Annotated in this window: 19 protein-coding genes; 11 read left to right on the forward strand and 8 right to left on the reverse strand. The window is 59.1% G+C overall.

The window, feature by feature from the left end; all coding sequences use genetic code 11:
- Positions 1–137 precede the first annotated feature (137 nt).
- The 3 genes from gstA to trxB all read right to left on the reverse strand — a co-directional run bounded on the left by gstA (position 138) and on the right by trxB (position 2,783).
- Complete coding sequence (gene gstA, locus WFM45_RS04200; RefSeq protein ID WP_048322710.1) at positions 138–755, reverse strand: glutathione transferase GstA; 618 nt, start codon at positions 753–755, stop codon at positions 138–140.
- Between the two features lie 93 nt (positions 756–848).
- Entirely contained in the window at positions 849–1,736 is an 888-nt protein-coding gene (locus WFM45_RS04205) for a LysR family transcriptional regulator (protein ID WP_049278194.1), read from the reverse strand.
- A gap of 75 nt (positions 1,737–1,811) precedes the next feature.
- Entirely contained in the window at positions 1,812–2,783 is a 972-nt protein-coding gene (trxB, locus tag WFM45_RS04210; RefSeq protein ID WP_004928321.1) for a thioredoxin-disulfide reductase, read from the reverse strand.
- Between the two features lie 654 nt (positions 2,784–3,437).
- On the opposite strand from trxB, the gene lrp reads away from it, so the two are divergent.
- From lrp to serS, 5 genes are all read left to right on the forward strand, one after another.
- Positions 3,438–3,932, forward strand: a complete 495-nt coding sequence (gene lrp / locus WFM45_RS04215; protein ID WP_004928318.1) for a leucine-responsive transcriptional regulator Lrp — start codon at positions 3,438–3,440, stop codon at positions 3,930–3,932.
- A 120-nt stretch (positions 3,933–4,052) separates the two neighbouring features.
- Positions 4,053–7,724, forward strand: coding sequence for a DNA translocase FtsK 4TM domain-containing protein (locus WFM45_RS04220; RefSeq protein WP_336954756.1), 3,672 nt, complete (start codon positions 4,053–4,055; stop codon positions 7,722–7,724).
- Between the two features lie 198 nt (positions 7,725–7,922).
- A complete protein-coding gene (gene lolA, locus WFM45_RS04225; RefSeq protein ID WP_015377319.1) occupies positions 7,923–8,534 on the forward strand; it encodes an outer membrane lipoprotein chaperone LolA in 612 nt (203 codons plus the stop codon).
- Between the two features lie 67 nt (positions 8,535–8,601).
- Positions 8,602–9,888, forward strand: coding sequence for a replication-associated recombination protein A (locus tag WFM45_RS04230; RefSeq protein ID WP_336955685.1), 1,287 nt, complete (start codon positions 8,602–8,604; stop codon positions 9,886–9,888).
- 109 nt (positions 9,889–9,997) lie between these two features.
- Positions 9,998–11,290, forward strand: a complete 1,293-nt coding sequence (serS, locus tag WFM45_RS04235; protein ID WP_004928296.1) for a serine--tRNA ligase — start codon at positions 9,998–10,000, stop codon at positions 11,288–11,290.
- A 53-nt stretch (positions 11,291–11,343) separates the two neighbouring features.
- Here serS and WFM45_RS04240 read toward each other — a convergent pair whose 3' ends face one another.
- A complete protein-coding gene (locus WFM45_RS04240; protein WP_085336388.1) occupies positions 11,344–11,709 on the reverse strand; it encodes a DUF1801 domain-containing protein in 366 nt (121 codons plus the stop codon).
- 163 nt (positions 11,710–11,872) lie between these two features.
- Between WFM45_RS04240 and WFM45_RS04245 the strand changes: the two genes are divergently transcribed.
- On the forward strand, positions 11,873–13,024 hold the full coding sequence (locus tag WFM45_RS04245) for an MFS transporter (RefSeq protein WP_085336387.1): 1,152 nt from the start codon (positions 11,873–11,875) through the stop codon (positions 13,022–13,024).
- Positions 13,025–13,073: 49 nt separating this feature from the next.
- Here the strand turns inward: WFM45_RS04245 and pflA are convergent, their stop codons facing one another.
- The 4 genes from pflA to ycaO form a co-directional block, all read right to left on the reverse strand.
- Complete coding sequence (gene pflA, locus WFM45_RS04250; RefSeq protein WP_015377324.1) at positions 13,074–13,814, reverse strand: pyruvate formate lyase 1-activating protein; 741 nt, start codon at positions 13,812–13,814, stop codon at positions 13,074–13,076.
- Positions 13,815–14,095: 281 nt separating this feature from the next.
- Positions 14,096–16,378, reverse strand: coding sequence for a formate C-acetyltransferase (gene pflB, locus WFM45_RS04255; protein WP_033633448.1), 2,283 nt, complete (start codon positions 16,376–16,378; stop codon positions 14,096–14,098).
- 54 nt (positions 16,379–16,432) lie between these two features.
- The gene (focA, locus tag WFM45_RS04260; RefSeq protein ID WP_004928284.1) at positions 16,433–17,293 is read right to left on the reverse strand and encodes a formate transporter FocA; all 861 of its coding nucleotides are present in this window, start codon (positions 17,291–17,293) and stop codon (positions 16,433–16,435) included.
- A gap of 461 nt (positions 17,294–17,754) precedes the next feature.
- Positions 17,755–19,518, reverse strand: a complete 1,764-nt coding sequence (gene ycaO, locus WFM45_RS04265) for a 30S ribosomal protein S12 methylthiotransferase accessory factor YcaO (protein WP_004928282.1) — start codon at positions 19,516–19,518, stop codon at positions 17,755–17,757.
- Positions 19,519–19,666: 148 nt separating this feature from the next.
- On the opposite strand from ycaO, the gene ansB reads away from it, so the two are divergent.
- The 5 genes from ansB (at position 19,667) to rpsA (ending at position 26,308) form a co-directional block, all read left to right on the forward strand.
- Positions 19,667–20,713 (forward strand): L-asparaginase 2, encoded by a 1,047-nt coding sequence (gene ansB, locus WFM45_RS04270; RefSeq protein ID WP_021504333.1) that lies wholly within the window; start codon positions 19,667–19,669, stop codon positions 20,711–20,713.
- A gap of 302 nt (positions 20,714–21,015) precedes the next feature.
- Positions 21,016–22,101: a 3-phosphoserine/phosphohydroxythreonine transaminase gene (serC, locus tag WFM45_RS04275; protein WP_241440472.1), complete on the forward strand. Its 1,086-nt coding sequence runs from the start codon at positions 21,016–21,018 to the stop codon at positions 22,099–22,101.
- A gap of 113 nt (positions 22,102–22,214) precedes the next feature.
- Positions 22,215–23,501, forward strand: a complete 1,287-nt coding sequence (gene aroA / locus WFM45_RS04280; RefSeq protein WP_048322730.1) for a 3-phosphoshikimate 1-carboxyvinyltransferase — start codon at positions 22,215–22,217, stop codon at positions 23,499–23,501.
- 259 nt (positions 23,502–23,760) lie between these two features.
- The gene (gene cmk / locus WFM45_RS04285) at positions 23,761–24,450 is read left to right on the forward strand and encodes a (d)CMP kinase (protein ID WP_004928270.1); all 690 of its coding nucleotides are present in this window, start codon (positions 23,761–23,763) and stop codon (positions 24,448–24,450) included.
- A 184-nt stretch (positions 24,451–24,634) separates the two neighbouring features.
- Positions 24,635–26,308, forward strand: coding sequence for a 30S ribosomal protein S1 (gene rpsA, locus WFM45_RS04290; RefSeq protein WP_004928267.1), 1,674 nt, complete (start codon positions 24,635–24,637; stop codon positions 26,306–26,308).
- Positions 26,309–26,341 lie beyond the last annotated feature (33 nt).

The following is a 26,341-nucleotide window of genomic DNA, read 5'->3' on the forward strand; positions in this document are numbered from 1 at the left end:
GGCTGGGTTAACGTACTGTTAAATAATAGTGTTTGGCGCAATCGGCGACAAACAAGCGAGGCCCCATGTTACCTCGTCACCCGGCAGACTGAAAATAATAAAGCGGCCAAATGTGGCTATAACAGACGCGTTACCGACTATTTGACTTCCTCACTTGCGGCCTCGGCCTCCAGAGCGGCGCGCACCGACGCTCGCTCCGCGATCCGCGCCACATAATGCTGGAGCGGCGGCCACTCGCTCAGCGAAATCTCGAAGCGCGCCATCCAGCGCAACACGGTAAACAGATAAGCGTCAGCGACGCTAAAATGTGCTCCCAACAGATAGGTTTGTTGTGCCAAAACTTGCGCGAGATAACCCAATCGCCGCCTCAACTTGTCGCGCAGCAACGCCTTGGCGCCGTCGGGCAGGGCGTCATTGAACAAAGGGGCGGCACCGGCATGGATCTCGCTGGTGATGAAATTAAGCCATTCCTGCAGCCGTACCCGCTCAAAGGCCGTCGGTGGCGGCGCCAGCTGGCTTTCTGGGCGCAGGTCGGCGAGGTATTGAACGATGGCGGGGCCTTCGGTGATCACGTTGCCGTCGTCCAGCAGCAGGGCGGCGACGTAACCTTTGGGGTTGATGCAATAGAAATCCTCACCGTCGGCGCAGCGCTTGCTGCGATTGTTCACCCTGATCAGGGTGAAGGGGAGCGCTAATTCGCGCAGGACGATATGTGGGGCAAGCGAGCAGGCATCGGGAGCAAAATACAGCTTCATGCTATTTCCTTGTGGGTCAATGAGAACGCTTGCCACAGCATGCCGACGCGGGCACCGGCGGAAAAATGGAAATTTCAGAAAGCCGCTATTAGCTCAGCGACTGGCCTGAGCTTGCTCCTGTTCTCGCAGGTAACTCAGCAGGGTTTGGACGGGGGGCTGGGCCGCCGCATCGGATGAGCACGCGAGGCCGAAACGGCGATAAATCGGCGCAACGAGCGGCAGAGCGCAAACCCCGAGCGCGTCGGGCGGGATCACGGACGCGGGCATCAGCGCAACGCCCGTGCCCTCCCTGACCAGCGTCAACGCCGTTTGCCAATCGCTGACGGTGGCACGGATATCGGCCAGCGCCAAACCTGACTGCTGCGCCAATCGTTGCGCATTCACATCACACCCGCCGGTCGCCAGGATAAAAGGCAGCCGGAACAGGGCATCCAGCGCCACCGGCCGCCGCGCTCGCGCCAGCGAGTGCGCGCTGGGCACGACCGCCAGCCAGGCATCCTCTCCCAAAGGGAAGCACAGCCGCTCCGGCGCCGGATTGAGCACCACGCCGATGTCTGCCGTTGCCGATGTTAACCAGCTCTCCACTTCGTGGTCGGTGCCCTCGAGCGTAATCAACTCAATGTTGGGGTACAGACGGCGAAATTTGCGCAGCAGCGGCGGTAACAGCTTGCTGAATGCCGACGGGAAACTGGCCAGGCGTATTTTGCCCGCGTGCGCGTTGCCGGCTTGTTGCGCGCACTGCTGAATGGCTCGCAGTGCTTCCAACATCGTGCGGGCATGGGCGACGATCTGTAGGCCGCTTTGGGTCAAGACGACATTGTGCGGTTGGCGAACCAAAAGCCGGGTGCTCAGCATTGTCTCCAGTTGAGCGATGGCCTGGCTGGCGGCAGACTGCGTCATACCGCAGAGCGCGGCAGCCTGAGTGATGGTGCCGCTGTCGGCGACGGCAACCAGCAGGCGCCAGTGAAGAAGATTATGCATCGGCGTGCATCCTCTTGAGGAGCGAAGACAAAAAAAGCGGCCCGAGAGCCGCTTTTTGCTGATGACGAGAAAGTCTTAGCAGACTTCTGCGCCGGCGATGCCGTCTAGGTAACGTTCTGCGTCCAGCGCCGCCATACAGCCGGTGCCGGCGGAAGTGATCGCCTGGCGGTAGACGTGATCCATCACGTCGCCTGCGGCGAAGACGCCGGGGATAGTGGTTTGGGTCGCATTGCCGTGAATGCCGGACTGTACCTTGATGTAGCCGTTTTCCAGCTCCAGCTGGCCGCCGAAGATGCCGGTGTTCGGGCTGTGGCCGATAGCGATGAACACGCCGGCCAGTTCCAGTTCACGGGTTTCGTTTTCCGCTTTGGTGCTGCGGATGCGCACGCCGGTCACGCCCATTTCATCGCCCAGCACTTCGTCCAGCGTATGGTCGGTGTGCAGCACGATGTTGCCGCTTTTCACTTTTTCCATCAGCCGGTCGATCAGGATCTTCTCCGAGCGGAAGCTGTCGCGACGGTGGATCAGGTGAACCTCGGCGGCGATGTTGGACAGGTACAGCGCTTCTTCAACGGCGGTGTTGCCGCCGCCGACCACCGCGACTTTCTGGTTGCGGTAGAAGAAACCGTCGCAGGTCGCGCAGGCGGAAACGCCTTTGCCCTTGAAGGCGTCTTCGGAAGGCAGGCCAAGGTAGCGGGCGGAGGCGCCGGTCGCGATGATCAGCGCGTCGCAGCTGTATTCGCCACTGTCGCCGAACAGGCGGAACGGACGCTGCTGCAGATCGACGCTGTTGATATGATCGAAGACAATTTCAGTCTGGAACTTCTCCGCGTGCTCGCGCATGCGCTCCATCAGCGCCGGGCCGGTCAGGCCTTCGGCGTCGCCCGGCCAGTTTTCCACTTCGGTGGTGGTGGTCAGCTGGCCGCCTTGCTCCAGACCGGTGATCAGCACCGGATTCAGGTTGGCGCGCGCCGCGTAGACGGCGGCGGTGTAACCGGCCGGGCCGGAGCCCAGAATCAGTAATTTGCTATGTTTAGCCGTGCCCATGAATAACCTCTTTATTCCACAATGGCGGACAATGAAGCCGATTGTAGGGAAAATGGCGCAGTAAAAAAAGCGCCGGGCGACGTTGTTAACGATTTGTATGATAGTTGTCGCCTATTAATGCACCCGCTGTCGGCAAATCGTACGCCGAACGCAGAAATTTACCTTATCAAAGCCGCATTCGGCCGCTGAATCGCCAACCGCGCAAAAACGGCGCATTCTGCGACTTCAGCCGCTCCCCGCCGGGGTTTATCTGCCAGCGATTCATAACCAAAAATGGGATGCAGACTTTTCGTGACGGTACGTTGTTCTGATTTTGCTTCTTTTACTTTGACAATCCGCTGCGCATTTGCGAAAACATCATAGGAAGAAGAAATTATCCCCGTAACACCAGCAAATCGTACGTATTTGCGCCGCGAGGCGGCAATGCGCGATGGGTGTGCGGAGCAGAGCGCGCAAGCGTTTGCTGATTTTTTCTCGACCTAAACGTCGTTACCTGCATCGCGCGGGGTTGGACAGACAGGCTGCGCGGCGTGGAATGATGGTAGTGAAGAAGCATATGACAGGCATCGGGTCTTCGCTTGGAACGAACCCTTACACATTGACGTTGGCTAGGGTGTGGCAAGTGCACGGAAGAAAATAAGAGAGACAATAATAATGGCAGACAACAAGAAACGCCCGGGTAAAGATCTTGACCGTATCGACCGCAACATCCTGAATGAGCTGCAGAAGGATGGGCGTATTTCGAACGTCGAGCTTTCGAAGCGCGTGGGGTTATCCCCGACACCATGTTTGGAACGCGTGCGCCGTCTCGAGCGCCAGGGTTTCATTCATGGCTATACCGCATTGCTTAACCCGCATTATCTGGATGCGTCCCTGCTGGTTTTCGTGGAGATCACGCTGAACCGCGGCGCGCCGGATGTGTTTGAGCAATTCAACTCGGCAGTGCAGAAGCTTGAAGAGATTCAGGAGTGTCATCTGGTTTCCGGCGATTTCGACTACCTGTTGAAAACCCGCGTACCGGACATGTCGGCTTACCGCAAATTGCTGGGCGAAACCTTGCTGCGTTTGCCGGGGGTTAACGACACCCGTACCTACGTAGTGATGGAAGAAGTGAAACAGAGTAACCGTCTGGTTATCAAAACACGGTAAGGTGCAGGTGCAAAACCTGATTAAATTGGTTACACTCCTGTTTATTCATACAGTTTCGGCGCCGGGGCAGTTTCTCGGCGCTGTTGCTATGTCAGCTAACAGGAACCTGGAGAGCCTTTCTTGAGCCAGGAATATACAGAAGATAAAGAAGTTACCCTGAAAAGACTCAGCAGTGGCCGGCGTTTGCTGGAAGCTGTGCTTATCGTGGTAGCGATTTTTGCCGTTTACCTCATGGCTGCGTTGGTCAGTTTCAATCCGTCTGACCCAAGCTGGTCGCAGACCGCGTGGCATGAGCCGATTCACAATCTGGGCGGCGGTGTCGGGGCCTGGTTGGCCGATACGCTGTTCTTCACCTTCGGGGTGCTCGCCTACGCGATACCGCCGATCATGCTGCTCCTGTGCTGGGCGGCTTATCGCCAACGCAGCAACAGAGACTACATCGACTATTTCGCGCTTTCCCTGCGCCTGATCGGCACCCTGGCGTTAGTGCTCACCTCCTGCGGGCTGGCGGCGCTGAACGTCGACGATCTCTATTACTTCGCTTCCGGCGGCGTGATCGGCAGCCTGCTGAGCAACGCCATGTTGCCGTGGTTCAACGGCATCGGCGCTACGCTGGCGCTGCTGTGCGTATGGGCGGCGGGGTTGACGCTGTTTACCGGCTGGTCCTGGCTGGTGATCGCCGAGAAGATCGGCGGGGCGGTGCTGGGCGTCGCGACGGTGATGACCAATCGCTCACGTCGCGAAGAGCGTTATTTTGAGGATGACGAGCGTTACGTCGACGACGAGCCTGAGCAGGCAGGGAAGGGCGCCGCCGTAGCGGTTGCCGCGACCGCCGCCGGAGCCGCGGCCGCCGATGACGACGTGCTGTTCTCCGCGCCTTCGGTCACCGAAAGCGCCAAAGCGGCGGCGGAAGACGCCGCCGATCCGTTGCTCAGCGGCCTGCGCGCCGACGATGGCGAGCTTGAAGCAGAAGCCGCATCCATCGCGCCGGCGGCTTCGCCTGCACCGGCGGTGAAGGCAGAGATCCACGAGCCCGTTGCCGCGCCGATCGCCACACAGGCGCCGTCGGTGACGGTGGCGCCGGCCGCGCCGGCCTCTGTCAATCAGCACCCGGTGAGCGCCCCGGCGCAAGACGCTACGCCGCCGCTGTATTCCTTCGAGATCCCGGAAGAAACGCCTGCGCCTAAGGCGACGCGTCCTGTCGATCCTTATCAGGATGACGATGAGCCGCGCCTCGGCAACTGGCAAGAGCCGGCCGCGCCGCAGCCGCCGGCGCGTTCTCCCTTTGATTTTACCGCCGCACAGCGTGACAGCGTCGACATCGGCAGTTCGAGCGGTTTCAGCGCCACCGGCGCCAAACCGCAGCCGGATACGGCGGCAGCCGCTGCTGCTGCAGGTGCCGCGGCGGCGACCTTTATGCCGGCCTTTACGGCGACCAGCGACGACAATCCGCAGGTTAAGCAGGGCATCGGCCCTGAACTGCCGCGGCCGAATCCGGTGCGCATCCCGACCCGTCGCGAACTGGCTTCCTACGGCATCAAGCTGCCTTCGCAGCGTGCGGCCGAACAGGAGCAGCGCCAGACAGAGGCGGAGCCTCAGCAGCCGGCGGCGGTGAACCCGCAGGAAGAAGAGGCGCTACAGGAAGCCGCGCTGCGTCAGGCGTTTGCCGAGCAGCAAAGCCAGCGCTATGGCGAAAGCTACGCGCCTGAGCAACAAGATGACGAGAGCGCATTGCAGGAAGCCGAGCTGAGCAAGGCGTTTGCCGAGCAGCAGCACCAACGCTACGGCGAAGGCTATCAACAGGACGACGAAGAGGCGCAGCAAGAGGCCGCGCTGCGCCAGGCGTTTGCCGAGCAGCAGCAGGCGCGCTACGGCCAGCAAGCATCTGCTCCGCAGGTGCCGGCCGCCAGCCCGATCGATACCCGCAATGCTTTCAGCTTCTCGCCGATGGCGGATCTGGTGGACGATGGCCCGAGCGAGCCAATGTTCACGCTGTCCCCGCAGCTTGAAGAGCGCATTGAACAGCAAAGCGAGCAAGAGGACGATGTGCCGTTCGGTCAGTTTGAGCCTGTGGCGCCTGCGGCTCAACCTCAGCAATCGCATCAGCCGCCTCAACAATACCAACAGCCGCAGCAACAGCAGCATCAACAGCCGTCGCAGCAGCAATATCAGCAGCCGCAGCAACAGCAATATCAACAGCCGTCGCAGCAGCAGCCTCAGCAAGCTCAGGCAGAGCAACATCCTGCGATGGACAGCCTGATTCACCCGTTCCTGATGCGCAACGATCAGCCGCTGCAGAAGCCGACCACGCCGCTGCCGACGCTGGATCTGTTGACCGAAGCGCCGAAAGAGGTGGAGCCGGTCGATTCCTTCGCGCTGGAACAGAAGGCGCGCCTGGTGGAGGCCAGCCTGGCCGATTACCGAGTGAAAGCCGACGTGGTGGACATCCTGCCGGGGCCGGTCATCACCCGCTTCGAGCTGGATCTGGCGCCGGGCGTTAAAGCGGCGCGCATTTCCAACCTGTCGCGCGATCTGGCGCGCTCGCTGTCGACTTCGGCGGTGCGCGTGGTGGAAGTGATCCCCGGCAAGCCTTATGTCGGTCTGGAGCTGCCGAACGCCAAACGGCAAACGGTGTATCTGCGTGAAGTGCTGGATTGCCCGGCTTTCCGTGACAATCCGTCGCCGCTGTCCATCGTATTGGGTAAAGACATCTCCGGCGAACCGGTCGTGGCCGATCTGGGCAAAATGCCGCACTTGCTGGTCGCCGGTACCACTGGTTCCGGTAAGTCGGTCGGGGTCAACGCCATGATCCTGAGCATCTTGTATAAGGCCACGCCGAAAGAAGTGCGCTTTATCATGATCGACCCGAAAATGCTGGAACTGTCGGTTTACGAAGGCATTCCACACCTGTTGACCGACGTGGTCACCGACATGAAAGACGCCGCCAACGCGCTGCGCTGGTGCGTGGGTGAAATGGAACGCCGCTACAAGCTGATGTCTGCCCTGGGCGTGCGTAACCTGGCCGGCTACAACGAGCGCGTTGATCAGGCCGAAGCGATGGGGCGTCCGATCCCGGATCCATTCTGGAAGCCGACCGACAGCATGGACATCACGCCGCCGGTGCTGGAGAAAGAGCCGTACATCGTGGTGATGGTCGACGAATTCGCCGATCTGATCATGACGGTGGGCAAGAAGGTCGAAGAGTTGATCGCTCGCCTGGCGCAGAAAGCGCGTGCGGCGGGCATCCATCTGGTGCTGGCGACCCAGCGTCCGTCGGTGGATGTGATCACGGGTCTTATCAAGGCCAACATCCCGACGCGTATCGCCTTTACCGTGTCGAGCAAGATCGACTCTCGCACCATCCTCGATCAGGGGGGCGCCGAGTCCTTGCTGGGCATGGGGGACATGCTTTATCTGGCGCCGAACTCCTCGATCCCGGTGCGCGTACATGGCGCATTCGTGCGCGATCAGGAAGTGCATGCGGTGGTCAAGGATTGGAAAGCGCGCGAGCGGCCCCAATATAAAGAGGGCATTCTCAGCGGCGGTGAAGACGGCGAGGGCGGTGCCGGCGGCGGTATGGACGGTGACGAAGAGCTGGATCCGCTGTTTGACCAGGCGGTGGATTTCGTGGTGGATAAACGCCGCGCCTCCATCTCCGGCGTACAGCGCCAGTTCCGTATCGGCTACAACCGCGCGGCGCGCATCATCGAACAGATGGAGGCGCAGGGCATCGTCAGTGAGCAGGGGCATAACGGCAACCGCGAGGTGCTGGCGCCGCCGCGGCACGATTGATGGTCGTTTAGCCATTGCAATTCAATAAGAAAGGGCCGCTTAAGCGGCCCTTGTGCAAAGAAGCGTAAACCCGTTTCTTCTCGGAACATTGGCCTACCGGCCGATCGCCGGCTTCAGGTAAAGTAACGGGAGTAAAGGGTTGATTGACCCGCACGGCGTCGCCCTGCGGTTAACGCATTTCATAAGGTATCTGGAATAATGAAAAAACTGTTAGTTGCCTGCTGTCTGCTCTCGGGATTCGCTTCTACCTCCGTGCTGGCCGATGCCGCACAGGATCTGCAAAGTCGCCTGGCGAAGGTGAACAGTTTCCACGCCAGCTTCTCGCAAACCGTGACCAGCGCCGAAGGCGCCGCGGTGCAACAGGGTGAAGGCGAGCTGTGGGTGAAGCGGCCGAACCTGTTCAACTGGCACATGACCTCACCCGATGAGAGCGTGCTGGTCTCCGATGGCCAAACCCTGTGGTTTTACAACCCGTTCGTCGAGCAGGTGACGGCGACCTGGTTGAAGAACGCCACCGGCAATACGCCGTTTATGCTGATCACCCGCAATAATGCCAGCGACTGGAAACAGTACAACGTGAAGCAAAAGGGCGATGATTTTGAATTAACGCCGAAATCCGCCAGCGGCAACCTGAAGCAATTCGCCATCAGCGTGACCAACAGCGGCACCATCCGCAGCTTCGCCGCGGTGGAGCAGGATGGCCAGCGTAGTGCTTATACGCTGAAAAGCCAGCAGAACGTCGCCGCCGATCCGGCCAAATTCAAATTTACCCCGCCGAAGGGGGTGACGCTGGACGACCAGCGCCAGTGAGGTGCAAGTGAGTAATAATCTGTCGCTCGATTTTTCCCAGAACGAGTTCCAGCCGTTGGCCGCGCGCATGCGGCCGACCACGCTGGCGCAGTATATCGGCCAGCAACACCTGCTGGCCGCCGGCAAGCCGCTGCCGCGCGCCATTGAGGCCGGGCAACTGCACTCGATGATTTTATGGGGGCCGCCGGGCACCGGGAAGACGACGCTGGCAGAGCTGATCGGCCGTTATGGCCAGGCGGATGTCGAACGGATCTCCGCCGTGACCTCCGGCATCAAGGAGATCCGCGAGGCGATTGAGCGGGCGCGGCAAAACCGCGACGCCGGCCGCCGCACCATCCTGTTCGTCGACGAAGTGCACCGCTTTAACAAAAGCCAGCAGGACGCTTTCCTGCCACATATCGAAGACGGCACCATCACCTTTATCGGCGCCACCACCGAAAACCCGTCGTTCGAACTGAACTCGGCGCTGTTGTCCCGCGCCCGCGTTTACCTGCTGAAGGCGCTGACCGCCGAAGATATCGGCCAGGTGCTGGATCAGGCGATGAGCGACAAGGCGCGCGGCTTTGGCAATCAGAACGTCGAGCTGCCCGCGGAAACGCGCCGCCTGCTGTCGGAGTTGGTGGGCGGCGATGCGCGCCGGGCGCTGAACAGCCTGGAAATGATGGCGGACATGGCGGAGATCGATGCCAAAGGCGTGCGGGTGCTGACGCCGCAGCTGCTGAAAGAGGTGTCGGGCGAGCGCAGCGCGCGCTTCGACAACAAGGGCGATCGTTATTACGACCTGATTTCCGCGCTGCATAAATCAGTGCGCGGTTCGGCGCCGGACGCCGCGCTGTACTGGTATGCGCGCATCATTACCGCCGGCGGCGATCCGCTCTATGTGGCGCGCCGTCTGTTGGCGATTGCCTCTGAAGACGTGGGCAACGCCGATCCGCGCGGCATGCAGGTGGCGATCGCCGCCTGGGATTGCTTCACCCGCGTGGGGCCGGCCGAGGGCGAACGCGCCATCGCGCAGGCGATTGTTTACCTGGCCTGCGCGCCGAAAAGCAATGCGGTTTACACCGCGTTCAAGGCCGCCATGCGCGATGCCAAAGAGCAGGCCGATTATGACGTGCCGGAGCACCTGCGCAACGCGCCGACCAAGCTGATGAAGGAGATGGGGCTGGGGGCGGAATACCGTTACGCCCACGACGAACCCAACGCCTACGCCGCCGGCGAGAACTATTTCCCGCCCGAAATGGCCCATACGCGCTACTACCAACCGACCTCGCGCGGGCTGGAAGGGAAAATCGGCGAAAAGTTGGCATGGCTGGCTGAGCAGGATCAAAATAGCCCGACAAAACGCTACCGCTAGCGTGGCCGTTGCGGTAAGGTTAGCGGGTATCACTCTTCTTTTATGCGGCTATAAATCAGCCGCATAGAACAACAACACTTCTTTCAATAACAACAAGCACAGGATTAGCATGCTCGATCCCAATCTGCTGCGTAATGAGCTAGACGCAGTCGCCGTCAAACTGGCTCGCCGAGGTTTTAAACTCGATCTGGATCTGCTGCGTTCGCAGGAAGAACGCCGCAAAGTTCTGCAGGTAGAAACTGAAACGCTGCAAGCGGAACGCAACTCCCGATCGAAATCCATCGGCGCGGCCAAAGCGCGTGGGGAAGACATCGAGCCGCTGCGTCGCGAAGTGAACGAGCTGGGTGACAAGCTGGATGCCGCCAAGGCGGCGCTGGATGCGCTGCAGAGCGAGATCCGCGATTACGCTCTGACGCTGCCTAACCTGCCGGACGACGCGGTGCCGGATGGTAAAGACGACAGCGAAAACCTGGAAGTCACCCGCTGGGGTGAACCGCGCCAATACGACTTCGCGGTGCGTGATCATGTCGATCTGGGCGAAATGGCCGGCGGGCTGGATTTTGCCGCCGCAGTTAAGCTGACCGGTTCACGCTTCGTGGTGATGAAAGGGCAAATCGCCCGCATGCACCGCGCGCTGTCCCAGTTCATGCTGGATCTGCACACCGAGCAGCATGGCTATCTGGAGGCCTACGTGCCTTATCTGGTCAACCACGCCACGCTGTATGGCACCGGCCAGCTGCCGAAGTTCGGCGAAGATCTGTTCCATACCCGCCCGCTGGAAGAAGAAGCCGACAGCAGCAACTACGCGTTGATCCCAACGGCGGAAGTGCCGCTGACCAACCTGGTGCGCGACGAGATCGTGGAAGAGGAATCTCTGCCGCTGAAGATGACCGCACACACGCCATGCTTCCGTGCGGAAGCCGGTTCTTACGGCCGCGACACCCGAGGTTTGATCCGTATGCACCAGTTCGACAAGGTTGAAATGGTGCAGATCGTCCGTCCGGAAGATTCGATGGATGCCCTGGAAGAGCTGACCGGCCACGCGGAAAAAGTGCTGCAGTTGCTGAACCTGCCTTACCGCAAGGTGCTGCTGTGCACCGGCGACATGGGCTTCGGCGCGTGCAAGACTTACGATCTGGAAGTGTGGCTGCCGGCGCAGAACACCTACCGCGAGATCTCGTCCTGCTCCAACATGTGGGACTTCCAGGCGCGTCGCATGCAGGCGCGCTGCCGCAGCAAGGCCGACAAGAAACCGCGTCTGGTTCACACGCTGAACGGTTCCGGCCTGGCGGTCGGCCGTACGCTGGTGGCGGTGCTGGAAAACTACCAGCAGGCCGACGGCCGCATTCAGGTGCCTGAAGTGCTGCGTCCTTATATGGGCGGCCTGGAATACATCGGTTAAACGGCAAAGCATTTGAAAAAAGCGCCTGCGGGCGCTTTTTTTATGTCGGAAATTCAGTCTGTCGCCAGCGCGTAGGCTTGTTTAATGTAGTCCGCCAGGTGCTTGCTTTTCACTTCGGCGGGCGAGTGAAGCTTGATGTGCCGCCGATATTGGCCGTTGCCTTCAAGTTGCTGATAGCGATCTTCCAGTCGGTGCCCTTGGCCGAATTCCACCGTGACGTGATTGCGGTAGGCGAAAACGCCGCAGAAAAATTGAGTATGCGAGAACATGATGCCGCCGTATTTGACCGATTCGGTGACGCCACTGCCGCTCGCCGCGGCGACCCGGCGCACCTGTTGTACGATCTCCAGCAGCTCGCCGTGCGTGCTGCCGATGTCCGCCAGCAAGGTCTCGACCGCCGCATTATTTGCCTGACTCATCTTGCTTCTCCGTCGTGAAATCCGCTCTGCGCTGAGCATAACGCTTTTTCGGTCGTTTGGTCGGAAACAAATCGTGCGCTGGAATGATAAGAGGCGATTGACTTTTTTATCGCCAGTGGCATGATGCGCGCACTCTCATTGCGCGTTCGGTCACAATTTCACTATGTCCGCATACTCCCGCCCAGTGCTCCTGTTGCTCTGCGGCCTGTTGTTGCTCACGGTATCCATTGCCGTTTTGAATACGTTAGTGCCTCTTTGGTTAACCCATGCTCAGCTGTCGACCTGGCAAGTGGGAATGGTCAGCTCCTCCTATTTCAGCGGCAACCTGTTGGGCACGTTGGTGGCGGGCAAACTGATCCAGCGCGTCGGCTTCACCCGCAGCTACCATCTCTCCTGTTTGTTGTTCGCCGCCGCGACCGCCGGCATGGTGCTGTCGATCGATTTCTGGAGCTGGCTGGGCTGGCGCTTCTTCGCCGGCGTCGGTTGCGCCTGGATTTGGGTGATTGTGGAAAGCGCGCTGCTGCGCAGCGGTAATCTCAGCAACCGCGGCCAGCTGCTGGCGGCCTATATGATTGTCTATTACCTCGGGACGGTGACCGGCCAATTGCTGTTGAGCATGACCTCGACCGAATTGCTGCACGTGGTGCCGTGGGTGACCGCCATCGTGATCAGCGCCATGCTGCCGATGCTGTTCGCGCGGGTCAACCGCCATGAAGACGAGCCGCAGCAGGCGGCGGTGTGGTCGATGCTGAGACGCCGCAGCGCGCGCCTCGGCATCAACGGCTGCATCATCTCCGGCATCGTGCTCGGTTCGCTGTACGGCCTGATGCCGCTGTATCTCTCCCATCAGGGCATGAGCGATGCCAACGTCGGCTACTGGATGGCGCTGCTGGTCAGCTCCGGCATCGTCGGCCAATGGCCAGTCGGGCGCCTGGCCGATCGTTACGGGCGCCTGCTGGTGCTGCGCATTCAGGTGTTCGTGGTGATCCTCGCCAGCGTGGCGATGCTCGGCAACTACGCCATGGCGCCTTCGCTGTTCATCCTCGGCTGCGCCGGCTTTACCCTGTATCCGGTGGCGATGTCCTGGGCCTGTGAGAAGGCGATGCCGCACGAGCTGGTGGCGATGAACCAGGCGCTGCTGATGAGTTACACCATCGGCAGCCTGCTGGGCCCATCGATGACGGCGCTGCTGATGCAGAACTACTCTGACCGCGTGCTGTTCGTGATGATCGCCGCCGTGGCGCTGGTTTACCTGCTGATGCTGCTGAAGAAGCAGAAACCGGATCGCCACCATACGCCGTTCGCCGCCGCCTGAGCATAAAAAAACCGGCCATGAGCCGGTTTTTTCTTGTGGCGCGCGCCAATCAGTAGATCACTTTGTGGCCGTAGCTTTCCAGGATGCCTTTGACGCGATCCATGGTCTCGGCCTTCGGCGGATGAACGCCGTCCAGCTTGTACTCTTCCCCCATCGCCACCCATTTGTGCTTGCCCAGTTCGTGGTAGGGCAGCAGCTCGATTTTCTCGATGTTGGTCATGTCTTTGGTGAACTCGCCCAACAGATGCGCCGATTTGTCGTCGTCTGACCAACCCGGCACCACCACGTAGCGGATCCAGGTGCGCTGGTTGCGTTTCGCCAGGTAGCGGGCGAATTCCAGCGTGCGATGGTTGGAGACGCCGACCAGATTCTGATGGATCTCATCGTTCATCTGTTTCAGATCCAGCATCACCAGATCGGTGGTGTCCAGCAGCTCGTCGATCACCGGATCGTAGCGGCGCACGAAGCCGTTGGTATCCAGGCAGGTATTGATGCCTTCGGCATGGCAGGCGCGGAACCAGTCGCGCACGAATTCAGCCTGCAGGATCGCTTCGCCGCCGGATGCGGTCACGCCGCCGCCGGAAGCGTTCATGAAGTGGCGGTAGGCCACCGCGTCTTTCATCAGCTCTTCGACGGTCACTTCTTTGCCGCCGTGGGTATCCCAGGTGTCGCGGTTATGGCAATAGAGGCAGCGCATCAGGCAGCCCTGGAAGAAGACGATAAAGCGGATCCCTGGCCCGTCGACGGTGCCGCAGGATTCGAAGGAGTGGATGCGACCAGTTACTGACATTGCGGGGTTTTCTCCAATATTGACTGTCAAACGCAGTCTAAAAATAGGCGCGTGGCCGCCGGCCAGGTATCTGCGATGCAGTGGCGGAGTGAGCCCGCCACCGGGGGTAATGATGCCTGTCGGCCGGTCAGTTGCCGGATAACTGTTTTGCCGGCTATCCATTCAGTATAGATGTCCGGCAAAACAGACTCGTACAGAGTCAGGGGAGAGCGGTGGGAGAAAAGGGCCGGCAGAACCGGCCCTGACGTTGCTACCGAGCGGTTTCCCGCCCGGCTGGCGCATTACATCGTTTGAGTGAAGGTACGAGTAATGACGTCCTGCTGTTGCTCTTTGGTCAGCGAGTTGAAGCGCACGGCGTAACCGGAGACGCGGATGGTCAGCTGAGGGTATTTCTCAGGGTTTTCCATCGCGTCCAGCAGCATTTCGCGGTTCATTACGTTGACGTTCAGGTGCTGGCCGCCTTCGATGGAGGCTTCATGGTGGAAGTAACCATCCATCAGGCCCGCCAGGTTGGCTTTACGCACGTCGTCGTCTTTACCCAGCGCGTTAGGCACGATGGAGAAGGTGTAGGAGATCCCGTCTTTCGCGTAGGCAAACGGCAGTTTGGCTACCGAGGTCAGGGAGGCTACTGCGCCTTTCTGGTCGCGGCCGTGCATCGGGTTGGCGCCTGGGCCGAATGGTGCGCCGGCGCGGCGGCCATCCGGGGTGTTACCGGTTTTCTTACCGTACACCACGTTGGAGGTGATGGTCAGTACGGACTGGGTCGGTACCGCGTTGCGGTAGGTGCGCAGTTTCTGAATTTTCTTCATGAAACGCTCAACCAGGTCGCAGGCGATGTCATCGACGCGGGCGTCGTTGTTACCGAACTGCGGATACTCGCCTTCCACTTTGAAGTCGATAGCCAGGCCGTCTTCGTCGCGAATGGTGGTGACTTTCGCGTACTTGATGGCGGACAGGGAGTCGGCCGCCACGGACAGACCGGCGATGCCGCAAGCCATGGTGCGATAAACGTCACGGTCATGCAGCGCCATCAGCGCAGCTTCGTAGCTGTACTTGTCGTGCATGTAGTGAATGATGTTCAGCGCGGTCACGTACTGCTTGGCCAGCCAATCCATAAAGTGGTCCATGCGCGCCATGACTTTGTCATAGTCCAGCACTTCGTCCATCATCGGCGCTTCTTTCGGGCCGACCTGCAGTTTCAGTTTTTCGTCAACGCCGCCGTTGATGGCGTACAGCATGGTTTTCGCCAGGTTGGCGCGGGCGCCGAAGAACTGCATTTGTTTGCCGACGATCATCGGGCTGACGCAGCAAGCGATGGCATAGTCATCGTTGTTGAAGTCAGGGCGCATCAGGTCGTCGTTTTCGTACTGTACGGAAGAGGTGTCGATGGACACTTTCGCCGCGAATTTCTTGAAGTTCAGCGGCAGCTTCTCAGACCACAGGATGGTCATGTTCGGTTCCGGAGACGGCCCCATGGTGTACAGGGTATTCAGGAAGCGGAAGCTGTTTTTGGTGACCAGGGTACGGCCGTCGACGCCCATACCGGCCAGGGACTCAGTCGCCCAGATTGGGTCGCCGGAGAACAGCTCATCGTACTCAGGGGTACGCAGGAAGCGCACCATACGCAGTTTCATCACCAGGTGGTCGATCAGCTCCTGCGCTTGTTCTTCGGTCAGTTTGCCCGCCTTGATGTCGCGCTCGATGAACACGTCGAGGAAGGTGGACACGCGGCCGAAGGACATGGCGGCGCCGTTCTGGGATTTCACCGCGGCCAGGTAGCCGAAGTAGGTCCACTGCACCGCTTCTTGCGCGCTGGTGGCTGGGCCGGAGATGTCGTAACCGTATTTGGCGGCCATCTCTTTGATCTGAGCCAGAGCGCGATGCTGTTCAGCGATCTCTTCGCGCAGCTGGATGGTCATTTCCAGATCTTCGCCGTTTTCCAGTTTTTCCTGCAGCGATTTGAACTGGTTCAGCTTGTCGGCCATCAGGAAGTCGATACCGTACAGCGCCACGCGGCGGTAGTCGCCGATGATGCGGCCGCGGCCGTAGGCGTCCGGCAGACCGGTCAGCACGCCGGATTTACGGCAGTTCAGGATGTCTTTGGTGTAAACGTCGAATACGCCCTGGTTGTGGGTTTTGCGGTATTCGGTGAACACTTTTTTCAGCTGCGGATCCAGTTCGCGGCCGTACACTTTGCACGAACCTTCGACCATTTTGATGCCGCCGAACGGGATCAGCGCGCGTTTCAGAGGGGCGTCGGTCTGCAGACCCACGATGGTTTCCAGCTCTTTGGCGATGTAACCCGCGTCGTGAGAAACGATGGTTGAAGCAACGTTGGTGTCGAAATCAACCGGCGCATGAGTGCGGTTTTCCAGTTTGATCCCTTCCATAACCTTGTCCCACAAGGTGGTGGTGGCTTGAGTAGCGCCAGCCAGGAAGGATTCGTCACCCTCATAAGGCGTGTAGTTTTTCTGGATGAAGTCACGAACGTTGACTTCATTCTGCCAGTCACCCTTGCTGAAACCTTCCCAAGCGTTGGCTAATTTCTCGTTAAGTTCGGTCATTGTACACCTACCTTTGATTGTGGATTTCTAACTCTGCGCGCGGTTACTCACAGCTTAGTGCTGCTCGCGGCCCCCGCGCAGATAAATTACCCAGTAAGTCAACCCAACCAGCAGACCACCGCCGATGATGTTACCGAGGGTGACCGGAATCAGGTTGTCGATGATGAAGTTGCTTACTGTCAGATGAGCGAATTGCTCAGGTACCGCCCCTACGGCTTGCCAGAATTCCGGCGTGGCGAAGTGTTTGACCACGATGCCCATAGGGATCATAAACATGTTGGCGATGCTGTGCTCGAAACCGCTGGCGACAAACATCCCGACCGGCAGCACCATGGCGAGCATCTTGTCGGTCAGGGTGCGGCCGGAGTAGCTCATCCAGACCGCCAGGCAGACCATCAGGTTGGCCAGAATGCCGAGGCACACGGCTTCGATGAAGGTGTGATGCAGCTTGTGGTCTGCGGTTTGCAGAACATTCAGGCCCCACTGGCCGTTGGCGACCATATACTCGCCGGAGAACCAGATCAGCGCCACGAAGAACAGCGCGCCGACCAGGTTGCCGAGATAAACGTTCAGCCAGTTGGCGCCCAGCTGGCCCCAGCTGATGCGGCCGCTGGCCTTGGCGATGACGATAAGCACGGTAGAGGTGAACAGGTCGGCGCCCGACACCACCACCAGCATTAACCCGAGAGAGAAGCAGATGCCGCCGACCAGTTTCGCCAGCCCGAAAGGCACGCCGGCGGTGCCGGTGGTCGCCGTGATGTAGAAGACGAATGCGATGGAAATGAAGACACCGGCGGTGATCGCCAAATAAAACGTTTTCAGCGGATGTTTGGTGGCTTTATACACGCCGGCATCTTCAGCGATTTTCGCCGTTGCCGCAGGTAAAATCAGATCGAAGGGGCTGTCAGTTTTCAAACTAACTCTCGCTCTTAAGGGTTAAAACAACGCAATGAGATACTAGCAAAGCAGTATAGGGGAAAATTTGATTTGGATCATAAGGCGGGGAAGTAGAGCGGTGAAATGACGTGTTTTTTGTGTGGTTTTTATAGTTAATTTATTGATTTTTAATAAAAAACAATTTTTTAATGTTTGCAAATTTTTTTGAATCCACCGAGTGGTCGGCGTGGAGTAAAGTTAAATTTTTAGGCGTTTTGTCGCCGCGCGGCGCTGAAAGTTTAATTATCGGTTAATTATTATTTCACCGTCCGGCAACAATTGACGGTTTATTTATTTTTATGATCGTTTAACCACCTATTTCCCGGCGAAAAAATAAAACCGAATGCGTTGAAATAAACCGCAAAATTGAAAACGCCGCAACGGAGTGCGGCGTTTGGCAACAGGGGTACTCCCAAAGTGGCAGTATCCCCTGATGATGCTTAGGCCTTGGCCCAGTGGCGGCGTTTGGCCGCCTGCAGTTTCTCGTAAGCCGCCAGCAGCGCCTGATGGGCCGGCAGCGCCTTCAGATCGGCATCGACGGCGAACAGCCCGTTGAAGCGCTCTTCACCGCTGATGGCGGCGGAGGCGGCGTCGACCGCTTCCTGGCCGTACATCTTCACGAACGCGGTATAGTACTGCGCCGCTTCGCGTTCAGGCTCCTGCGCCAGCAGCAGCAGCGTTTGCAGGCAGCGGTAGTAGTTGCTGCGCGCCGGGCTCAGCACCGAGGCGTTGAAGTCCTGCGTCCATTCGGTCCAGATCAGCGCCTGATCCAGATCGCCGCCCGCCAGCGCCAGCATCGACTTCAGCTCGCCCACGCGCAGGGTATACCAGGCGTTGTCTTTGCCGCTGGCAATGCCAAGCAGTTCGCGTACGCGGGTGAAATCGTCCAGCCCTTCGTCGTCCAACTGTTCGATCAGCGCCAGGTATTCTTCCGGCTCCCACTCGCTGCCCGGCAGCGCCAGCAGCGTATCGCGCAGGTGCGCACCCATGCTGTTGTTAGCCAGCAGCAGGTCTTCCGCCGGGTAGATATCGGACATGCCCGGCACGATGATGCGGCAAGCGTAGACGCCCAGGTGCTCGTAGTCGGCGATGTACACTTCCGCGTCTTCCTTGTCGAAGATGCTCATCAGGGTGGCGAACTCTTCCTGCGTGCTGCCGCTGAAGTTCCAGTCAACGAACGGATAGTCCGCGTCCTGCTTGAACAGATCCCAGGAGATCAGGCCGCTGGAGTCGATGAAGTGCGTTTCCAGGTTGGTGTGTTCCGCCACTTCTTCGTCATCGAAGGTCGGCGCGGTGAACACGTCGAGATCTTTCAGGCTGCGGCCCTGCAGCAGTTCGGTTACCGTGCGCTCCAGCGCCACGCCGAAGTCCGGGTGCGCGCCGAATGAAGCGAAGCAGGTGCCGTTGGTCGGGTTGAACAGCACCACGCAGATCACCGGGTAGTTGCCGCCCAGCGAGGCGTCATAGGAGAGGATCGGGAAACCTTCCTCTTCCAACTTGGCGATGGCTTCCACCACGCCTGGGTAGCGGTTCAGCACCTCGTCCGGGATCGCCGGCAGGCTGATGGATTCGGCGATGATGCGGTTTTTCACATAACGCTCGAACACTTCCGACAGGCCCTGCACGCGCGCTTCGTTGGCGGTGTTGCCGGCGGACATGCCGTTGGAAACATACAGGTTGCCGATGATATTCATCGGGATGTACACGGTTTGCTGGTCGGACTGACGGGTAAACGGCAGTGCACACACGCCGCGATCGGCGTTGCCGGACTGCAGATCGACCAGATCGCTGGCGCTCAGCTCTTGCTGCGGATCGTAGAAGGCGTGCAGACGTTCGTCGAGGATGCCGGCCGGCAGCGCGTCGTCTTCAGGGATCGGGAACCATTTCTCATTCGGATAGTGCACGAAGTCGCCTTCGGCGATCTGCTTGCCCAGATAGAAATCGGCGAAGAAGTAGTTGGTGGACAGGCGCTCGAAATATTCACCCAGCGCGGAGGCCAGCGCGGCTTTTTTGCTGGCGCCTTTGCCGTTGGTGAAGCACAGCGGGCAATCGCGATCGCGGATGTGCACCGACCACACGTGCGGCACCGGGTTCAGCCAGGAGGCTTCTTCGATGTTGAAACCGAGATCGCTCAGCTTCTGCTGGAAACGGGAGATGGAGTCTTCCAGGGCGGCGTCTTTACCGGGGATAAAAGTTTGCGTCATTGTCTTCACTTTTTGCGCGTACTAAAAACGCGCAATGATACGGGGTTTTACGCTGGAGCTCCACGTATTCCTAAAGCGGTGGCAAAGTCACAGTTTTTTTAAGGATAAAGACCATAATTCAGCAAGTTATCTGTCACGGAGAAATCTAATGAAATCAGTGAAACTCAGCGCGTTAACCCTCTTGTTGACCGGTGTCAGCGCCTCGGCGCTGGCGCTGCCCAACATCACCCTGCTGGCGACCGGCGGCACTATCGCCGGCGGCGGCGATTCGGCGACGAAATCCAACTATACCGCGGGCAAGCTTGGCGTCGAGGCGTTGGTCGATGCGGTGCCGGCGCTGAAGGATATCGCCAACGTGCAGGGGGAGCAGGTGGTGAACATCGGCTCGCAGGACATGAACGATCAGGTCTGGCTGACGCTGGCGAAGAAAATTGACGCCGACTGCGGCAAAACCGACGGCTTCGTCATCACTCACGGCACCGATACGCTGGAAGAGACGGCCTATTTCCTTGATTTGACGGTGAAATGCGACAAGCCGGTGGTGTTGGTGGGGGCGATGCGGCCGGCGACGGCGATGAGCGCCGACGGTCCGTTCAACCTGTATAACGCGGTGGTGACGGCGGCGGATCCGCAATCGGCCAACCGCGGGGTGCTGGTGGCGATGAACGACACCGTGCTGGACGCGCGTGACGTCACCAAGACCAATACCACCGCCGTGCAGACCTTCCAGTCGCCAAACTACGGCCCGCTGGGGTATATCCACAACGGCAAGATCGATTACCAGCGCTCGCCGCAGCGTAAGCATACCCGGGAGACGCCGTTCGACGTCAGCAAGCTGAACGAGCTGCCGAAGGTCGGCATCGTCTACAACTACGCCAACGCCTCCGATGCGCCGGCCAAGGCGCTGATCGCCGAAGGCTATCAGGGCATCGTCAGCGCCGGGGTCGGCAACGGCAACCTGTATAAAACCGTGTTCGACACCCTGGCGACGGCGGCGCACAACGGCGTGGCGGTGGTGCGTTCTTCGCGCGTGCCGACCGGCGCCACCACCGAGGATGCGGAAGTGGACGACGCCAAGTACGGCTTCGTGGCCGCCGGCACGCTGAATCCGCAAAAGGCGCGCATTCTGCTGCAGCTGGCGCTGACGCAAACCAAAGACGCGAAGCAGATCCAGCAGATGTTTAATCAGTACTGATCGTTTCCTCTCCTGCGGGGACCATCCGGGCTCCCGCAGCCATCTTGGCTGAATACAGCATAAAACACCGCGTTAACCCGCTGAATTTCCCCATGTCACAGGGTTTTATCGTCCAAACAATCGCGACGGCCGCAGAGCCTGTCATCACCCGGCACGGCCGTTTGCCGCCGACGGGCGAATAAGCGTTGCAGCCATGGGGCGTGAGTGATAAAACCGATGGGTTGGTTAACGCGAGCGTTAACTTCGGGCGTCTTTTCGACAGGTCGCTTTTCTGCGGCGAACAGTGAATGTGGTGAGGGGAAATGACTCAGGTTTATAATTTTAGCTCTGGCCCGGCGATGCTGCCGGTGGAAGTGTTGCGTCGTGCGGAACAGGAACTGTGCAACTGGCACGGCCTGGGAACGTCTGTGATGGAGATCAGTCACCGCAGCAAAGAATTCATCGCCGTTGCCGAGCAGGCGGAACAGGATCTGCGCGATCTGCTGAAAGTCCCCTCCAACTATAAAGTGCTGTTTTGCCACGGCGGCGCCCGCGCGCAGTTCGCAGCGCTGCCGCTGAACCTGCTGGGCGACAAGGCCACCGCCGACTATATCGACGGCGGCTATTGGGCGCACAGCGCCATCAAGGAGGCGGAAAAGTATTGCACCCCGAACGTCATCGACGTGAAAACCCGCATCGACGGCCTGAGCGGCATCAAGCCGATGAAAGAGTGGCAGCTGAGCAACGACGCGGCTTACGTGCATTATTGCCCGAATGAAACCATCGACGGCGTGGCCATCGATGAAACGCCGGACTTCGGCGACAAAGTGGTGATCGGCGATTACTCCTCGACCATTCTGTCCCGCCCGCTCGACGTCAGCCGCTTCGGCGTGATTTACGCCGGCGCGCAGAAAAATATCGGCCCGGCCGGCCTGACGCTGGTGATCGTGCGCGACGATCTGCTGGGCAAGGCGCGCAAAGAAGTGCCGTCTATCCTCGATTACACCGTGCTGGCCGAGAACGACTCGATGTTCAACACCCCGCCAACCTTCGCCTGGTACTTGTCCGGGCTGGTGTTCAAATGGCTGAAAGAGCAGGGCGGCCTGGTGGAGATGCAAAAACGCAATCAGGCCAAGGCCGAGCTGCTGTACGCGACCATCGATAAATCCGACTTCTACCGCAGCCAGGTTGCCATCGCCAACCGTTCCTGGATGAACGTGCCGTTCCAGCTGGCCGATGCGGCGCTGGACAAGGTGTTCCTCAGCGAAGCCGAGGCCATCGGCCTGCAGGCGCTGAAAGGCCACCGGGTAGTTGGCGGCATGCGTGCTTCTATTTACAATGCCATGCCGCTGGCCGGCGTGCAGGCGCTGACCGACTTCATGGCCGACTTCGAACGTCGTCACGGTTGATTCCGTCAGCCCGCCAGGCGCGGGCTGCTCAGGCTGTTGTCCTTTTGCATTAAAGCGGCTCCGGCATTATTCCGGAGCCGTTTCGTTTATCAGAATTGGAGAGTTTTGTTCACATGGTGGATTCCCTGACGTTACAACCGGTCGCCCTGGTCAATGGCACCGTCAACTTACCCGGCTCGAAGAGCGTTTCTAACCGCGCTCTGCTGCTGGCGGCGCTGGCGGAGGGAACGACCCGGCTGACCAACCTGCTGGACAGCGACGACGTGCGTCATATGCTGAATGCGCTGCAGGCGTTGGGTGTGAACTACCGGCTTTCCGCCGACCGCACCGTGTGTGAAGTGACCGGCGTGGCCGGGCCGTTGGTGGCCAACCAACCGCTGGAACTGTTCCTCGGCAATGCCGGCACCGCGATGCGCCCACTGGCGGCGGCGCTGTGCCTCGGTGAAGGCGACGTGGTGCTGACCGGGGAACCCCGCATGAAAGAACGCCCGATCGGCCATCTGGTGGACGCGTTGCGCCAGGGCGGGGCGCAGATTGATTACCTCGAACAGACCGATTACCCGCCGATTCGCCTGCGCGGCGGTTTCCTGGGCGGCGACGTCACCGTTGACGGCAGCGTCTCCAGCCAGTTCCTGACCGCGTTGCTGATGACCGCGCCCCTGGCGCCGCAGGATACGCAGATCCACATCAAGGGCGAGCTGGTTTCCAAGCCGTACATCGATATTACGCTGCATCTGATGCGCACCTTCGGCGTATCGGTGAGCCACGACAACTACCGGGTATTCCATATCCAGGGGCGCCAGACGTATATCGCGCCGGGCGATTACCTGGTTGAGGGCGACGCTTCTTCCGCCTCTTACTTCCTGGCGGCGGCGGCGATCAAGGGCGGCACCGTGCGCGTGACCGGCATCGGTCGCAAAAGCGTGCAGGGCGACACCAAGTTTGCCGACGTGCTGGAGAAAATGGGCGCGCGCATCACCTGGGGCGACGATTTCATCGAGTGCAGCCGCGGTGAACTGCGCGGCATCGACATGGACATGAACCACATTCCCGACGCGGCGATGACCATCGCCACCGCAGCGCTGTTCGCAGAGGGGCCGACCACCATCCGCAATATCTACAACTGGCGGGTGAAGGAGACCGACCGTCTGGCGGCGATGGCCACCGAGCTGCGTAAAGTGGGGGCGGAAGTGGACGAAGGCGAAGACTACATTCACGTCGTGCCGCCGGCCAAACTGCAGTTCGCCGAGATCGGCACCTACAACGATCACCGCATGGCAATGTGCTTCTCGCTGGTGGCGCTGTCGGATACGCCGGTCACCATTCTCGATCCGAAATGCACCGCGAAGACCTTCCCGGATTATTTCGAACAGCTGGCGCGCATCAGCCAGCCGGCGTAACCCGTCAAATCGTTTATTTTAAGGCCCCTTTGCGGGCCTTTATCGTTTTTAACCTTTGGCGACCGGCGTTTCTTCTATACTTTTTCGCGGTTGTGCGCTTATTTTCAACAACCGGATAGTTCCAGGGTAACAGATCGCCGTAGGGCAGCGTATAATACGCCACCGTATTTGCCCCTGATTGGGCAGGTGACAGAGCTCACGGGCTTCGAGTCGAAGCACGCCGTGTCTCTGTGAGGTTTTCTACCTGAAGGAGAGAGAAATGACGGCTACAGCCCCGGTGATAACCGTTGATGGACCAAGTGGCGCGGGCAAAGGCACGCTGTGTAAAGCGTTGGCCGAGTCCCTTGGTTGGCGTTTGCTGGACTCCGGCGCGATCTATCGCGTGCTGGCGCTGGCGGCGTTGCATCATCAGGTGGATATCACTTCTGAGGAAGCGCTGGTTCCGCTGGCCGCACATCTCGATGTTCGCTTCGTTGCCCAGGACGGCAAGCTGCAGGTGATTTTGGAAGGTGAGGACGTCAGTAATGAGATCCGCACCGAAACCGTCGGCAACACCGCGTCGCAAGCTGCGGCGTTTCCGCGCGTGCGCGAGGCGTTGCTGCGCCGCCAGCGCGCATTCCGCGAGGCGCCCGGCCTGATTGCCGATGGCCGCGACATGGGCACGGTGGTGTTCCCTGACGCGCCGGTCAAGATTTTCCTCGACGCCAGCTCGGAGGAGCGCGCGCACCGCCGCATGCTGCAGTTGCAGGAGAAAGGCTTTAATGTTAACTTTGAACGTCTTTTAGCCGAGATAAAGGAACGGGACGACCGTGACCGTAATCGGCCTATCGCGCCTCTGGTGCCCGCTTCTGACGCCCTCGTGCTGGATTCTACCAGCATGTCGATCGAAGAAGTGATCCGGCAGGCGTTGACGTATGCACAGAAAGTGTTGGCGTTGCCGCAGCAATAAGCGCGGCGGCGCTATTGGCTTTTTGTCATATTTGTCATAGCGGTATCGCAATATATCGGGTAAAATTTTATCCCTGTAACCTTAAACCCTGTCGGCATGGAGCCAATGGCGGGGTATGTGAAACAACCCCATTCGGCGGGACGCTAAATGGACGTTAAACTAAAGAACCCTGAAGATTAACAACATGACTGAATCTTTCGCTCAACTCTTTGAAGAATCCTTAAAAGAAATCGAAACCCGCCCGGGTTCCATCGTTCGTGGCGTCGTTGTTGCTATCGACAAAGATATCGTACTGGTTGACGCCGGTCTGAAATCTGAGTCTGCCATCCCGGCTGAGCAATTCAAAAACGCCCAGGGCGAGCTGGAAATCCAGGTTGGTGACGAAGTTGACGTTGCTCTGGATGCTGTTGAAGACGGCTTCGGTGAAACCCTGCTGTCCCGTGAGAAAGCTAAGCGTCACGAAGCTTGGATCACGCTGGAAAAAGCCTACGAAGAAGCTGAGACTGTAACCGGTGTTATCAACGGCAAAGTGAAGGGTGGCTTCACCGTCGAGCTGAACGGCATCCGCGCGTTCCTGCCAGGTTCCCTGGTTGACGTGCGTCCGGTACGTGACACTCTGCACCTGGAAGGCAAAGAGCTTGAGTTCAAAGTCATCAAGCTGGATCAGAAGCGCAACAACGTTGTCGTTTCTCGCCGTGCGGTTATCGAATCCGAGAACAGCGCTGAGCGCGATCAACTGCTGGAAAACCTGCAGGAAGGCATGGAAGTTAAAGGTATCGTTAAGAACCTCACTGACTACGGTGCATTCGTTGATCTGGGCGGCGTAGACGGCCTGCTGCACATCACTGACATGGCTTGGAAACGCGTTAAGCACCCAAGCGAAATCGTCAATGTTGGCGATGAAATCACTGTTAAAGTGCTGAAGTTCGACCGCGAGCGTACTCGTGTATCCCTGGGCCTGAAACAGCTGGGCGAAGATCCATGGGTTGCTATCGCGAAACGTTACCCAGAAGGCACCAAGCTGACTGGCCGTGTAACCAACCTGACTGATTACGGCTGCTTCGTAGAAATCGAAGAAGGCGTTGAAGGTCTGGTACACGTTTCTGAAATGGATTGGACCAACAAAAACATCCATCCGTCCAAAGTTGTTAACGTGGGCGACGTAGTGGAAGTGATGGTTCTGGACATCGATGAAGAACGTCGTCGTATCTCCCTGGGCCTGAAGCAGTGCAAATCCAACCCATGGCAGCAGTTCGCAGAAACCCACAACAAGGGCGACCGCGTTGAAGGTAAAATCAAGTCTATCACTGACTTCGGTATCTTCATTGGCCTGGACGGCGGCATCGACGGCCTGGTTCACCTGTCTGACATCTCCTGGAACGTTGCAGGCGAAGAAGCAGTACGTGAATACAAGAAAGGCGACGAAATCGCTGCGGTTGTTCTGCAAGTTGACGCAGAGCGCGAGCGTATCTCCCTGGGCGTGAAGCAACTGGCTGAAGACCCGTTCAATAACTACCTGTCTATGAACAAGAAAGGTGCTATTGTTACTGGTAAAGTCACTGCAGTTGACGCCAAAGGTGCTACAGTTGAATTGGCAGGCGGCGTAGAAGGTTACCTGCGTGCATCTGAAGCCTCTCGCGACCGCATTGAAGATGCAACTCTGGTTCTGAACGTAGGTGACGAAGTTGAAGCTAAATTCACCGGCGTTGACCGTAAGAACCGCGTTGTAAGCCTGTCCGTACGTGCTAAGGACGAAGCTGACGAGAAAGACGCCATCGCAACTGTTAACAACAAACAGGAAGAAGGCAACTTCTCTAACGCAATGGCTGAAGCTTTCAAAGCGGCTAAAGGCGAGTAATGACGGGGGGCGGTCGCTGACCGCCCCGATACG

The sequence above is a fragment of the Serratia sp. KG1D genome, from assembly GCF_037150675.1.
In the GTDB taxonomy this organism is placed as follows: Bacteria; Pseudomonadota; Gammaproteobacteria; order Enterobacterales; family Enterobacteriaceae; genus Serratia; species Serratia nematodiphila.